Annotated in this window: 9 protein-coding genes; 4 read left to right on the forward strand and 5 right to left on the reverse strand. The window is 62.3% G+C overall.

Translation table 11 applies throughout. The features are described 5' to 3' along the window. Nucleotides 1-6 precede the first annotated feature (6 nt). Together CHU94_RS06345 and mutS are read right to left on the reverse strand one after the other, a co-directional pair. The gene (locus tag CHU94_RS06345; protein WP_094477938.1) at nucleotides 7-834 is read right to left on the reverse strand and encodes a proteasome-type protease; all 828 of its coding nucleotides are present in this window, start codon (nucleotides 832-834) and stop codon (nucleotides 7-9) included. Between the two features lie 45 nt (nucleotides 835-879). Further along, nucleotides 880-3,447: a DNA mismatch repair protein MutS gene (mutS, locus tag CHU94_RS06350; RefSeq protein WP_255033865.1), complete on the reverse strand. Its 2,568-nt coding sequence runs from the start codon at nucleotides 3,445-3,447 to the stop codon at nucleotides 880-882. A 239-nt stretch (nucleotides 3,448-3,686) separates the two neighbouring features. On the opposite strand from mutS, the gene CHU94_RS06355 reads away from it, so the two are divergent. Next, nucleotides 3,687-6,527 carry an EAL domain-containing protein gene (locus tag CHU94_RS06355; RefSeq protein WP_094477942.1) on the forward strand — a complete coding sequence of 947 codons (2,841 nt, stop codon included), beginning with the start codon at nucleotides 3,687-3,689 and terminating at the stop codon, nucleotides 6,525-6,527. Continuing rightward, nucleotides 6,524-9,478, forward strand: coding sequence for an EAL domain-containing protein (locus CHU94_RS06360; RefSeq protein ID WP_094477944.1), 2,955 nt, complete (start codon nucleotides 6,524-6,526; stop codon nucleotides 9,476-9,478). The genes CHU94_RS06355 and CHU94_RS06360 overlap by 4 nt, the downstream gene beginning before the upstream one ends. A gap of 21 nt (nucleotides 9,479-9,499) precedes the next feature. On the opposite strand, the gene CHU94_RS06365 is transcribed toward CHU94_RS06360, so the two are convergent. After that, nucleotides 9,500-10,402 (reverse strand): inositol monophosphatase family protein, encoded by a 903-nt coding sequence (locus CHU94_RS06365; RefSeq protein WP_094477946.1) that lies wholly within the window; start codon nucleotides 10,400-10,402, stop codon nucleotides 9,500-9,502. A gap of 129 nt (nucleotides 10,403-10,531) precedes the next feature. Here CHU94_RS06365 and CHU94_RS06370 point away from each other — a divergent pair, with 129 nt between their 5' ends. Beyond that, the gene (locus CHU94_RS06370; protein WP_094477948.1) at nucleotides 10,532-11,362 is read left to right on the forward strand and encodes an RNA methyltransferase; all 831 of its coding nucleotides are present in this window, start codon (nucleotides 10,532-10,534) and stop codon (nucleotides 11,360-11,362) included. Nucleotides 11,363-11,372: 10 nt separating this feature from the next. Next, nucleotides 11,373-12,146, forward strand: coding sequence for a serine O-acetyltransferase (gene cysE, locus CHU94_RS06375; protein ID WP_094477950.1), 774 nt, complete (start codon nucleotides 11,373-11,375; stop codon nucleotides 12,144-12,146). Between the two features lie 79 nt (nucleotides 12,147-12,225). Here the strand turns inward: cysE and mog are convergent, their stop codons facing one another. Both mog and yjgA read right to left on the reverse strand, forming a co-directional pair. Then, a complete protein-coding gene (gene mog, locus CHU94_RS06380) occupies nucleotides 12,226-12,825 on the reverse strand; it encodes a molybdopterin adenylyltransferase (protein ID WP_094477952.1) in 600 nt (199 codons plus the stop codon). 8 nt (nucleotides 12,826-12,833) lie between these two features. After that, nucleotides 12,834-13,496 carry a ribosome biogenesis factor YjgA gene (yjgA, locus tag CHU94_RS06385; RefSeq protein WP_094477954.1) on the reverse strand — a complete coding sequence of 221 codons (663 nt, stop codon included), beginning with the start codon at nucleotides 13,494-13,496 and terminating at the stop codon, nucleotides 12,834-12,836. Nucleotides 13,497-13,502 lie beyond the last annotated feature (6 nt).

The raw sequence follows: 13,502 nt of genomic DNA on the forward strand, positions 1-13,502 counted from the left end.
TCCGATTCAGATCAGCTTTTCATCTGGGGTGGTGATTTTTTTCAGCGGCAGGCTGCGTGCGGAAGGCACCAGCAATGGCACCTCGGTCTGGCCGCCGTTCCACATGGGGTCTTCGATGCTGTCAAACACCTCGCGCAGCTTCTGGCCCCAGCTGCTGTGCAGCATCTGGAAGTAGGGGTTGTTCTCGTCGATGCACACTACCTTGTCGGTGGCAAAAGTGTTGGCTTCGTAGACCACCATGTCCAGCGGCAGGCCCACCGACAGGTTGGACTTAAGCGTGGAGTCCATTGACACCAGCGCGCACTTGGCGGCTTCGTCCAACGGCGTGTGGGGGGTGATTACCCGGTCCAGCACTGGCTTGCCATACTTGGATTCGCCGACTTGGAAGTAGGGCGTCTCGGGCGTTGCTTCGATGAAATTGCCGGCGGAGTAGACCTGGAACAGGCGCATGCCTTCGCCCTGGATCTGGCCACCGAAGATGAGGGACACGTTGAAGTCCACCCCCGCATTTTTCAGCGCCGCGCCATCACGCTCCTGTACCTTGCGGATAGCCGAACCCAGCACACGGGCGGCGTCGAACATGCTCTTGGCATTCCAGATGGTGATGCCTTCGTCGTCTTCGTGGTCCTTGAGTTTTTCGATCTGCAGGATCTCACGCACCGATTGCGAGATGCTGAGGTTGCCGGCCGAGAGCAGGACCATGAAGCGGTCATTGGGCTTCTCGTACACGATCATCTTGCGGAACGTGCTGATCTGGTCGAGTCCGGCGTTGGTGCGGGAGTCCGAGAGGAACACCAGGCCGGCGTTGAGTTTGAGGGCGACGCAGTAGGTCATTGTTGTCGTTCTGGGAGGCGAAACTTGGATTGTAGAAGGCGGCCGTCACTTGCGTGCGGCCAGTGCCTTCAGCTGATACAGCGCATCCATGGCCTCGCGCGGGCTCATCGTGTCCGGGTTGATGCCTGCCAGCGCGTTTTCCACGGCGCTCACAGGCGCTGCTTCAGGTGCGGGCGGGGCAGCAAACAGGTCCACTTGCAGCTGCTGTTCAGAGGCGTGTGCTTCCAATGCGTCCAGTGTGTGGCGCGCGTGGTTGAGTACGGCGGCGGGCATGCCGGCCAGGCGGGCGACCTGCACGCCGTAGCTCTTGCTGGCGGGGCCGGGTTCGATGGCGTGCAGGAAGACGATGTCGCGTCCGGCTTCGGCCGCGCTCACGTGGACGTTCATGGCCGCGTGGTGCGTGGCGGGGAACTCGGTCAGCTCGAAGTAGTGCGTGGCAAACAGCGTGAAGGCCTGGGTCTTGTCATGCAGCTGCGTGGCAATGGCGCTGGCCAGGGCCAGGCCGTCAAAGGTGCTGGTGCCGCGACCGATTTCGTCCATCAGCACCAGGCTGTGCGGCGTTGCGCTGTGCAGGATCTGCGCAGCCTCGGTCATCTCCAGCATGAAGGTGGACTGGGCGTTGGCCAAATCATCGGCCGCGCCAATGCGGGTGTGGATGGCGTCGATGGGTCCCAGGCGACAGGCACGCGCGGGTATATAGCTGCCCATGCTGGCCAAGAGCACGATGAGGGCGACCTGGCGCATGTAGGTGGACTTGCCGCCCATGTTGGGGCCGGTGATGATCTGCATGCGCTGCTTGGGGCCGAAGCGCGCGTCGTTGGCAATGAAGTTGCCGCTGGAGAGTTCGGCGAGCCGCGCCTGCACTACGGGGTGACGGCCGGCTTCGATGTCGATGCAGGGTTCCGCGACAAACTGCGGGGCGCACCAGTCCAGCGTCAGCGCGCGCTCGGTCAGCGCGCTCAGCGCGTCCAGCGCGGCCAGGGCGCGCGCCACGCGGGTGAGCTGGGGGATGTGGTGTTGCAGCTGGTCCAGCACCTGCTCGAACAGGTACTTCTCGCGGGCCAACGCACGCTCCTGCGCGCTCAGGGCCTTGTCTTCAAAGGCCTTCAGTTCGGGCGTGATGAAGCGCTCGGCGTTCTTCAGGGTTTGGCGGCGGCGGTAGTCGTCGGGCACCTTGTCCACCTGGCCGGTGGTGACCTCGATGTAGAAGCCATGCACCTTGTTGAACTGCACGCGCAGGTTGGCGATGCCGGTGCGGGCCTTTTCGCGCACCTCCAAGTCCAGCAAAAAGGCGTCGCAGTTGGTCTGGATGGCGCGCAGTTCGTCCAGCTCGGCGTCAAAGCCGTTGGCGATCACCCCGCCATCGCGCACCAGGGCGGCGGGTTCGGGGTCAATGGCGCGGGCTAGCAGGACAGTGGCCTGGCTCGGTGGCTGCAATTGCTCTGAGATATGGGCCAAATAGCCCTCTACGCCTTTTAAATGCTGCGCAAGCAGCTCCGTTTTTTGTAGCGTCACTACCAGGGCGACGAGTTCACGCGGGCGCACCTGGCGCAGGGCAGTGCGGGCGGTTATCCGTTCCACATCGGAGCAGCCCTTGAGTTGGCCGCGTAGCGTTTGCCACAGGTGGGCCTTGAGCGTTCCGATGGCGTGCAGCCGGTGCTGTGCCTTGGTGCGGTCGCGTTGGGGTTCCAGCAGCCAGCTCTTGAGCATGCGGCTACCCATGCCGGTCATGCAGGTGTCAATGAGGCTGAACAGGGTGGGGCTGTCTTCGCCGCGCAGGGTTTGCACCAGCTCGAGGTTGCGGCGTGTGGTCGCGGGCAGGTCAATCAGCGCGTCATTGCGCTGCACCTGTACCCTGTGGATGTGGGTGAGAGCGCGGCCCTGGGTGTGCTCGGCATAGCCCAAGAGCGCGGCGCTGGCGGCGTGGGCCAGGGGCAGGTCTTGTGCGTTCCAACTGCTGAGGCTGGCAGCCTGCAGGGCGTCCAGCAGTTTGCGCTGGCCCAGCGCGCTGTCAAATTGCCATTCGGGGCGAGCCGTCAGGTACAAGGCGTTGCTGCTGGAGCGCAGGCGCTTGAGCCGGTCTTCGAAGGCGGTGGTGCATCCGGCGCTGTAGGCCAGCTCGCTGGGGGCGATACGGGTGATCCAGCCGTTCACTTCATCGGGCGCGCACTCAGCCAGAAACACCACGCCCTGGGTGACGGACAGCCAAGCCAGGCCACAGCGGTTGCGCGGGCCCTGGTGCACGGCCATGAGGATGGATTCGGACTTTTCGTTTAAAAGCTCGGCATCGGTCAACGTGCCGGGGGTGACGACGCGCACCACCTTGCGTTCCACCGGCCCTTTGGTCGCACCGACCTCGCCCACCTGTTCACAAATGGCCACCGACTCGCCATGGCGAATCAGTTTGGCCAGGTAGCCCTCCATGGCATGAAAGGGCACGCCGGCCATGATGACCGGCTCGCCGGCCGACTGGCCGCGCTGGGTGAGTGTGATGTCGAGCAGGCGGGCGGCCTTCTCGGCGTCGGCGTAAAACATTTCGTAGAAATCGCCCATGCGGTAAAACAGCAGGGTGCCGGGGTACTGGGCCTTGAGGCCCAGGTACTGCTGCATCATGGGGGTGTGGGAAGGGGCCGATTCGGTCATCCAAAGAAGTCTATCAACTTCGCTGGCCCCAGCGGGGTCACTAGGGGTTGCCTGGCGTGGCGGGCACCGCTTTGAGGCCCTATGATGGGCGTACCGTTCACTCTGGCCAGCCCCCTTTGCCTGTGTCGACCCCACCAGAATCGCCCCTCTCTGTATCCACTGGCGCGCAGCCTGTGGCTGCGGCTGCGTCTTGGGGGGGGGGCGATGCCATGTTCAGGACCATTTTTGACCACAGCCCTGAGGCCATTGCCCTGACGCGGGTACGTGATGGCGTGTTGGTGGAGGTCAACACCGAATGGTTGCACCTGACTGGGTACACCCGTGCCGAAGCCTTGGGACGCACGGCCATTGAGATCGGGCATTGGCTGGATCCAGAGGAGCGCCAACGGGTGTTCGCACCGTTGTATGACGGCGGCCGCGTGGTGGATGCGGATGTCACGCTGGTCATGAAGGACCGCAACCCCCGCGTGGTGCGCATGAATGCTGCGCTGGTCCAGGAGCAGGGTGAGGCGTATATCCTGCTTTACTTGCGCGATGTGACTGCCGAACGCCTGGCCCATGAGGCCCTGCGCGCAGGAGAGCAGGCCTTGGAGCAGGCCAACGACAAACTCAATCGCCAGGTCAAGTTGTATGAGCTGACCGAGTCCCTGGCCAAAGTGGGGCATTGGGTGGCGTACCCCGGAATTCCGGACCTGCAGATTTCTCGCGGTGCAGCGCATATTGCCGGTATGGACGCGCAGGTGTTGCTCAAGCGCGGCGAGTTGATTGAAGGCGTGCACATCGATGACCGTCCCTTGGTAGACCAGGCCCTGCAACGAATGGACGGAGAAGTGATCGAGTACCGCTGGCAGCGTCCCGATGGACAGCTGATTTGGGTGCGTGCCCGCTTTTACCGCCAGTGGAAGGACGGTGTGAGCCAAGCCGAGATGGGCGTGATCCAGGAAGTCACCGACGAACATCAGGTGCGGCAGAACCTGGAAAACCAGCTGGCCTTCATTCGCAAGATCACCAGCCGGGCGCCAGGGCTGGTCTATGAGTACCAGATGTGGCCCGATGGGCGTTATGCCTTTCCTTTTGTGAGTGCCGGCATCCAGCAGATCTATGGACTCACCCCAGAGCAGGCCTATGCGGATCCGGCTGCAGTGTTCCAGCGCATCCATCCTGAAGATACGCGCTTAGTCATCAAGAGCACCTGGACGGCCATGAATGCCATGGAGCCATGGCGGTGTGAATTCCGGGTTGGTACCGCTGGGGGGGCGGACCGCTGGATGCTGGGGCATTCTCTGCCAGAACTGCAGTCCGACGGGTCGGTGCTCTTCTGTGGTTCGATTACTGACATTACGGCCCAGAAAGAAGCTCTGGCTCGATTGCAGGCCAGCGAAGAGCGCTTTCGCAGCTTGTCGGCCCTGTCTTCCGATTGGTACTGGGAGCAGGATGCGGAGTTCCGTTTTGTCCGCATCGATGGCAATGGCCTGAGCGGTGCCAAATTGGCGTCGGACGCGGCCATAGGCAAGACACGCTGGGACTCCGGTGCCCAAGGGGTGAGTCCGGCACAGTGGGAGCAGCACAAGGCCCAACTGTTGGCGCACGAGACATTCCATGACTTTGAGATGCAGCGCATCCTGAAGGATGGGACCTATATGTGGGCGTCTATCAGTGGTACGCCCATTTTTAATGCCGAGGGCGAGTTTTGTGGCTACCGTGGGACAGGCCGCGATGTGTCTGCCCGCAAGCTGGCCGAGGCCGAAATCGAGCGTTTGGCCTTCTTTGATTCGCTGACCGGCCTGCCGAATCGGCGCATGCTGATCGACCGCTTGGAGCACGCCTTGGCGGCCAGCGCGCGCCATGGCCAGCACGGTGCCTTGCTGTTCATTGATTTGGACAACTTCAAGATCCTCAACGACACCTTGGGCCACCACATGGGCGACCTCTTGCTCAAGCAGGTCGCCAGTCGTTTGCAGGCCTGTGTGCGCGATGTGGACACCGTAGCGCGGCTGGGTGGCGATGAATTCGTCGTCATGCTGGAGGAGTTGGGCGCGGTAGCTACCGAGGCCGCTGGCCAGGCCGAGATAGTGTCCAAGAAAATCCTGCAGGCGCTTAACCAGCAGTACGCCTTGGGTAGCCACCAGCTGCACAGTTCGCCCAGCATCGGTGTCACACTGTTTCACCAGCACAGCCAAACGGTGGACGAACTGCTCAAGCGCGCAGACCTGGCCATGTACCAAGCCAAGGCGGCCGGGCGCAACACGCTGCGGTTTTTTGACCCGGATATGCAGGCAGCCGCCTCGGCGCGTGCCGCCATGGAGGCCGATTTGCGCCAGGGCTTGCTGCGCAACGAGTTCATGTTGTATTACCAGCGGGTGGTGGATGACCAAGGACACACCACGGGGGTAGAGGCTCTGCTGCGCTGGAACCACCCCGGGCGGGGTCTGGTGCCGCCGGGCGAATTCATTCCGGTTGCCGAGCAGACCGGGCTGATTCTGCCGCTGGGCCAGTGGGTCCTGGAGGCCGCCTGTGCACAACTGGTGGCCTGGAGCGCCAGACCCCACACCCAGAAGTTGACCATGGCCGTGAACGTGAGCGCACGCCAATTCAAGCACCCTGACTTTTCCAACCACATCCTGAGCTTGCTGCGCCTGTCAGGGGCCAATCCGTATCGGCTCAAGCTGGAGCTGACCGAAAGCCTGCTGCTGTCTGACTTTGATGAGGTCATTGTCAAGATGAGTGAGCTGCGTTCGATTGGTGTGGGCTTCTCGCTGGACGACTTTGGCACCGGCTACTCCAGCCTGGCCTACCTCAAGCGCCTGCCGCTGGACCAGCTCAAGATTGACCAGTCCTTTGTGCGCGATGTGCTGACGGATCCCAACGACGCCGCCATTGCGCGCACCATCCTCAACCTGGCGCGCAGCCTGGACTTGGGGGTGGTGGCTGAGGGGGTAGAAACCGCGGGCCAGCGGGACTTCCTGCTGCGCAATGGTTGCAAGGCCTTCCAAGGCTACTTTTTTGGTCGCCCGGTGCCCGTTGAGCAATTGGAGCTGCCTGCGCCATGAGCGAGGGATTGGACTGGGAGAAACGCTCGGCAGCGGAGTGTGCGCAGGAGATTGCACGGTTGCGGGAAGCGTTGACATCGGTAGAGTCCGGCGCACGGCGCCAGTACGACATGCTCAATGCCCTGTTTGTGCACAGCCCGGCCGCCATCTCCCTGTCCCGTTACAGCGATGGCTGTTTTGTGGATGTGAACGCCCATTGGGAGGCGTTGACAGGCTACAGCTGGGCCGATGCCGTAGGGAAAACTGCGCTTGAGCTGGGTTTTTGGCCTGATGCCGAAGCCCGGGATGCTGCATTTGTTCGCGCAGCGGGGCAGGACGGAAGCCACCACGTCGAGATGCCGTTCACCACGCGCGGTGGACGTCAGGTCTTGTTTCGCGTGGAAGGTACCCGCCTTCAATTGGCGGGGGAGTTGCATATCGTGGTCTACCTGCACGACATCACCCAGCAGCGCCAAGCCGAGGCGGCGGTGCAGGTGAGTGAAGAGGCATTGCAGCAGGCCAACCGCGAGTTGCGCAGGCAACTGGAGTTGTTTGAGCTGACCGAACGACTGGCTCGGGTGGGGCACTGGACGGTGCCGCAGGGGGCCGGGCGCTCGATCTGGTCCAAGGGGCTGTATGCGCTGGGCGATATGCCCTGGCAACCTGACGTGAGCTTCGAGACCGCGCGCCAGTACATCCATCCGGACGACATGCCCGCCTTTTTGCGGGCACGCGAGCGCATGGATGGCAGCGAGCTGGAGTACCGCTGGCTGAACCGTGGCGGGCGTGTGCAATGGCTGCGCACCCGCATGCGCCGACAGCAACACGACGATGGCTCCTATGTGGACTACGGCGTGGTGCAGGATTTTTCTGAAGAAAAACGTGCCAAGGAAGCCTTGCAGGAGCGGCTGGAGATGATCCAGCGCCTTACCAGCCGGCTGCCCGAGATGGTGTTCCAATTTGTGCGCCACGGCCCTAGCCGCGGAGAGTTCACCTTTGTCAGTGACGCCTGTGAGACGCTGTTTGGCATTAGCGCCCAGGCCGCAAAGACTGACCCCAACTCGGTGTTCCGGTGTGTCCATCCGGACGATTTGCCTGCCATGGTGGTTTCCATGAACGACACGGCCGAGCATGGCGCCACCTGGGCCCATGAGTTCCGGGTCTGCCACCCTGACGGTTCCGTGCGTTCGCTGTTTGGAAAGGCCATCACGATTTGGGAGCCCTCGGGCCACCATATCGCCTATGGTTCGGTGACCGACATCACCGCCATCAAGGCTTCGCAGGCCACCTTGACGGAGAGTGAGGCCCGTTTTCGCGCCCTGACCGAGTTGTCATCCGACTGGTATTGGGAGCAGGATGCGGAGTTTCGCTTTGTCCGGTTTGCGGGAAATCTGGCTGGCAAATCACAGGCCTACCGCATGGGCAAGACCCGCTGGGAGCTGGGCGCCCTGAATATGAATGCGGCGGACTGGGAGTCGCATCGTCAGATGCTTTTGGCCCATCAGATTTTCCGCGAGCTGGAGTTGTGTGACACGGACCACCAAGGTCAGCCGTATTGGGTTTCGGTCAGTGGCGCCCCCTTCTTCGATGCCCAAGGCCAGTTCTGCGGTTATCGGGGAGTCGGACGCGATATCACAGCACGCAAACTGGCCGAGGAAAAGATCGAACGCCTGGCGTTTTACGATGTGCTGACCGGCCTGCCCAACCGCCGTCTGCTGATCGATCGACTCCAGCAGGTGCTGGCGCTGGCTGCGCGCGATGGTCACCACGGAGCACTGCTTTTTATTGACCTGGACAACTTCAAGGACCTCAATGACACGCGTGGGCACGACGTCGGTGACCTGCTCTTGCAAGAGGTCGCTCACCGCCTGTTGGCCTGCGTGCGTGGCGCTGACACCGTGGCGCGTCTGGGAGGCGATGAATTCGTGGTGATGTTGCACAGTCTGGACACGGACCCTGCCCGTGCCAGCACCCATGTGGAGCTGGTCGGAAAGAAAATCATCGGCAGTCTGAACCAAACCTACATGTTGGGGGCGGCCGAGCACCACAGCACGCCCAGCATTGGAATCACCTTGTTCGCGCAACAGCACCAGACGGTGGATGAGTTGCTCAAGCAGGCCGATCTGGCGCTGTACGAGGCTAAGGCAGCGGGCCGCAATACCATGCGCTTTTTCGATCCGGCCATGCAAGCGCTGGTGGCACAGCGGACTGCATTGGAGCTGGATTTGCGCCACGGTCTGCAGCGCCAGGAGCTGGTGGTGTACTACCAGCCTGTGGTGGACGCTGCGCGCTGCATCGTGGGCGCCGAAGCGTTGGTGCGCTGGCAGCATCCGCAGCGCGGTCTGGTGTCACCCCTGGAGTTCATTCCGGTGGCGGAGCAGACGGGGCTCATCATCCCACTGGGTGCTTGGGTGCTGGAAATGGCCTGTCGGCAACTGGCCCAATGGGCTGGACAGGTGGAAACCGAGGCGCTGACGGTGGCGGTGAATGTGAGTGCACGCCAATTCCGCCACCCCGACTTTGCCCAGCAGGTGCTGGACTTGCTGTACAAAACCGGGGCCAACCCCCAGCGCTTGAAGCTGGAGCTGACCGAAAGTCTTTTGCTGAGCGACACGCAGGATGCGACACTCAAAATGTCGGCACTGCAGGCTGCCGGTGTGGGCTTCGCGCTGGACGACTTTGGCACCGGCTACTCCTCGCTGTCTTACCTCAAGCTTTTGCCCTTGCAGCAGCTCAAGATCGACCAGTCTTTTGTGCGCGATGTGCTCACCGATCCCAACGACGCTGCCATCGCACGCACCGTGCTGGCGTTGGGCAAGAGCTTGGGTTTCAGCGTGGTGGCCGAGGGGGTGGAGACAGAAGGGCAGCGAGATTTCCTGTTGGTCAACGGCTGCACCCTGTTCCAGGGCTATTTGTTTGGTCGCCCGGTCCCTGTGCAGCAATTGCTGCTATCGCCCGGGACGGCAATATAGCCGTCCTGGTGGGAGAGTCGATTACAGCAGGGCGTCGCCCACGGAACCATCGTCGCCTGTTGTCGCTTCGTCAGGGGCTGCCGCGGCTTGGCGCAAGGCTGCTTTCTCACCTGCCGGCGCAAACTTGCTGTACTTGCTCAGCAGACCCACCAACTGGCCATAGACGCGGGGTGTACCAGCCAGCATTTCCTGTTGGTCCAGAAACTCGGCTTCACCCGTAAAGTTGCCCACCAGGCCACCGGCCTCGGTCACCAGCAGCGAGCCGGCGGCCACATCCCAGGGTTGCAGGCCCAATTCGAAAAAGCCTTCGGTGTAGCCGGCGGCCACGTAAGCCAAGTCGAGTGCGGCGGCACCAGGGCGGCGCAGACCAGCAGTGCGTTGCATGACATCACCCATCATCTTCAGGTACTGGTTGAAGTTGTCGCCCTGGCGGAACGGGAAGCCGGTAGAAATCAGCGACTCCTTGAGTTGCGTGCGCTTGGAGACGCGGATGCGCCGGTCATTCAGGTAGGCACCGCGGCCCTTGGTCGCAGTAAACAGGTCGTTGCGTGTGGGGTCGTAGACCACCGCTTGCTCCACCTTGCCACGCACGGCCAAGGCGATGCTCACGCAGTACACGGGCAGGCCGTGGATGAAGTTGGTGGTGCCGTCCAGCGGATCGATGATCCAGACAAATTCGGAGTCTTTGGCGCCATGTTCCTTGCCAGATTCTTCGGCCCAGATGCCGTGGCCGGGGTAGGCCGTCAGCAGGGTTTCAATGATCGCTTGTTCTGCAGCCTGGTCCACTTCGGTCACGAAGTCATTGGCCTTCTTTTGGGAAACCCGTACGGATTCAATGTCCAGCGCAGCGCGGTTGATGATATTGCCGGCAGTGCGGGCGGCCTTGACGGCCACGTTGACCATGGGATGCAGATTGAGCGTCATAGATTGTGGGGGGAAGAACTGGAGGACCGGCTGGCGATGCAGGCGGCGACAATAGGCGTATTTTAACGGCAGGGCATGGGTTGCGCACCCTAAGACCCTAAAAACGCCCTTCCTCCCGATTCCAGCTGTATGTACACCCGTTTCATTCTGATCAACACCAGCCACGCCGGCAATGTGGGCGCTGCCGCTCGCGCCATGAAGACCATGGGGTTTGACGACTTGGTGCTGGTAGCGCCGCGCTGGGCCAATGTGCTGCGCCGCGAGGAAACCATCCAGCGTGCCAGTGGGGCGCTGGATGTGTTGGCCAAGTGCCGCATCGTCGACACGCTGGACGAGGCGCTGGACGGCATCAGCCACCTGTGCGCCACCGCCATGACGCCGCGCGACTTTGGACCGCCCACGCGCACACCGCGTGAGCACTTCGATTTGCTATCAAAAGGGGAGCTGCTTGCGCAGATTCCCAAAGGGCTAGAGGGTGATTTGACCCCAAATGCTGCTCCAGCGGGGGTGGGGTTCCTGTTCGGCTCCGAACGCTTTGGCATGCGCAATGAGGATGTGTACCGTTGCCATGTCTGCCTCTCCATTCCCAGCAACCCCCAGTTTGGCTCGCTCAATATCGGCGCCGCGCTACAGGTGATTGCCTACGAGTGGCGGCTGGCGCTGGGTGGATTCGGGGTGGAGATGGCCACCGCGCCCAGTGCGCTGGCGGACGCTGCCCAGGTCAGCGGCATGCTCACGCACATCGAGCAATCTTTGGTAGCGCTGGGCTTTCTGGACCCGGCTGCCCCCAAAAAACTTATGCCGCGCCTCAATGGCCTGTTCAACCGCGCCCAGGTCACCCAGGAAGAGATCCACATTCTGCGCGGCATTGCCAAGGCCATCCTCCAACAAAGCGCCCAAGCACCTGGCAGGGGTGCGGATTTGGTGGCGATAGACGGCGATATTGCGCCAAAAGGATAGACTTCTCGCCATGTTTTCCCGTATCCGTTCTGACATCCAGTGCATCCTGGACCGTGATCCCGCCGCCCGTACGACGTGGGAGGTCATCACTTGCTACCCCGGCTTGCATGCCGTGGTGTTGCACCGGGCAGCGCATTGGTGCTGGACCCATGGCCTGAAATGGTTGGGGCGCTTTGTGTCGCACTTGGGCCGGTTTTTCACGGGTATCGAAATCCATCCCGGCGCCAAGCTGGGGCAACGCGTCTTTTTTGACCACGCCATGGGCACCGTGGTGGGCGAGACTGCCGAGATTGGCGACGGTTGCACGATTTATCAGGGCGTCACCTTGGGCGGCACCAGCCTCTACAAGGGCGCCAAGCGCCACCCCACGCTGGGCAAGGACGTGGTGGTCAGCGCCGGTGCCAAAGTGTTGGGCGGCTTTGAGGTGGGCGATGGCGCGAAGATTGGCAGCAATGCCGTGGTCATCAAGCCCGTACCTGCAGGCGCCACGGCCGTGGGCATTCCGGCGCGCATCATTCCCAGCAAAGACGGCGTCAGCGCCGACGTGACCGGCACCGAACGCAAGTTCAGCGCCTATGGCATCACCCAGGACGACGATCCGGTGAGCCAGGCCCTGCGTGGCTTGGTGGATAGCGCCTCGGGCCAGGACCACCAGATTGCCATGCTGTGGAAGGCGGTGGAGCAACTCTCGGCCCGTCTGGCCGACAGCGATTGCGTGCCCAAAGATGCGGCGCGCAAGGAGTGTTTCGAGGCGGAGAAACTCAATCAGCTGATTGGGAAATAAAGCACAGCCCTGTGCCGCCTCCCCCTTGCAGGGCGCAACACCAGTGGCCCGGCGAAGCCGGTTCCTCGGTGTTTCTGGGTTAAGACACGCGCACCGGGCGCGCGGCGCTTTTGGGGCGGAAAGCCTTGCAGACCGTGTCCACGGTCTCCATGTAGGGCCCGCCAATCAGGTCCACGCAGTAAGGCACGGCAGCAAAGATGCCCGGCACGACCTGCTTACCCTCAGCATCCTTCAGGCCTTCCAGTGTCTCGGCAATTGCCTTGGGCTGACCCGGCAGGTTGATGATGAGTGTCTGGTCCCGAATCACTGCCACTTGGCGCGACAGGATGGCGGTGGGCACAAAGTGCAGGCTGATGGCGCGCATTTGTTCGCCAAACCCGGGCATTTCCTTGTGGGCTACAGCCAGCGTGGCCTCGGGTGTCACGTCGCGCAGGGCGGGGCCCGTGCCGCCAGTGGTGAGCACCAAGGCGCACTTTGCATCGGCCAGTGCGATCAGTGTCTCCTCAATGGCCGTCTGCTCGTCCGCAATCAGGCGGGCTTCAAACTGAATGGGGTTGTGCAGCGCACGACTGAGCCAGTCCTGCAGGGCCGGTAGGCCCTTGTCCTCGTAGACGCCGCTGGACGCGCGGTCGCTGATGGAAACTATTCCAATTTTGACCGGCTCACATGGGGCTTTCATCGGCTCGCTCACGCTTCGTCCCCGTCGTAGCCGTCCTCGTCGTCGGAGGTGTCCGCGGAAGGGCCATCCTGGCGGGCCTGCAAGACCTCACGCACCAGTTGGAAGATGTCGCGGTAGGCGCGGCCGTGGCGCAGGGCTTCACCCGGTTTTTCGGGCTTGGCGTCCTTTCGGGCCTGGCGCACCAAGGCACGCAGGTTCTGGCTGTCGGTGTCGGGGCTGAGGTTGAGCCATTGCCCTACGGCATCGTCATCGGCTATCAGGCGGTCGCGCCATTGTTCGGCCTGGTGCAACACCAGGGTTTCCTTGGCCGATGGCATGTGCTGCTCTTCGAGCGCGGCGCGGATTTCGTCCCATTTGGCGCGCTCCAGCTTGCGCATCAACTTGCCGATGAATTGCATCTGGCGGCGTTTGCCTTCGAAGTTGGTGATGCGTTTGGCTTCCGCCACGCCTTCCACCAGTTTGTCGGGCAGGTCCAACTTGGTCATGAGTTCGGCGCGCAACGTCAGCAGGTCTTCGCCGAGCTTTTGCAGCGCGTCGCTTTCCTTTTTGAGATCGGTGCGGGTCGGCTCATCCGTGCCCTTGAGTTCGCGCTTGTACTCCAAGTCCAGTGCGCTGCCTTCGGCGACGAACTGGCCCTTGACGTAATAGCCCTTTTTTAGTTTGCGTGACATAGCCAA

Source organism: Rhodoferax sp. TH121, assembly GCF_002251855.1.
In the GTDB taxonomy this organism is placed as follows: domain Bacteria; phylum Pseudomonadota; class Gammaproteobacteria; order Burkholderiales; family Burkholderiaceae_C; genus Allorhodoferax.

Excerpts from the sequence above, each read along its gene's own strand:
- CHU94_RS06360 (WP_094477944.1), top strand. The coding sequence starts at position 6,524 with ATGAGCGAGGGATTGGACTGGGAGAAACGCTCGGCAGCGGAGTGTGCG.
- CHU94_RS06365 (WP_094477946.1), bottom strand. The coding sequence starts at position 10,402 with ATGACGCTCAATCTGCATCCCATGGTCAACGTGGCCGTCAAGGCCGCC.
- yjgA (WP_094477954.1), bottom strand. The coding sequence starts at position 13,496 with ATGTCACGCAAACTAAAAAAGGGCTATTACGTCAAGGGCCAGTTCGTC.
- CHU94_RS06345 (WP_094477938.1), bottom strand. The coding sequence starts at position 834 with ATGACCTACTGCGTCGCCCTCAAACTCAACGCCGGCCTGGTGTTCCTC.
- cysE (WP_094477950.1), top strand. The coding sequence starts at position 11,373 with ATGTTTTCCCGTATCCGTTCTGACATCCAGTGCATCCTGGACCGTGAT.
- CHU94_RS06355 (WP_094477942.1), top strand. The coding sequence starts at position 3,687 with ATGTTCAGGACCATTTTTGACCACAGCCCTGAGGCCATTGCCCTGACG.
- mutS (WP_255033865.1), bottom strand. The coding sequence starts at position 3,447 with ATGATGCAGCAGTACCTGGGCCTCAAGGCCCAGTACCCCGGCACCCTG.
- mog (WP_094477952.1), bottom strand. The coding sequence starts at position 12,825 with ATGAAAGCCCCATGTGAGCCGGTCAAAATTGGAATAGTTTCCATCAGC.
- CHU94_RS06370 (WP_094477948.1), top strand. The coding sequence starts at position 10,532 with ATGTACACCCGTTTCATTCTGATCAACACCAGCCACGCCGGCAATGTG.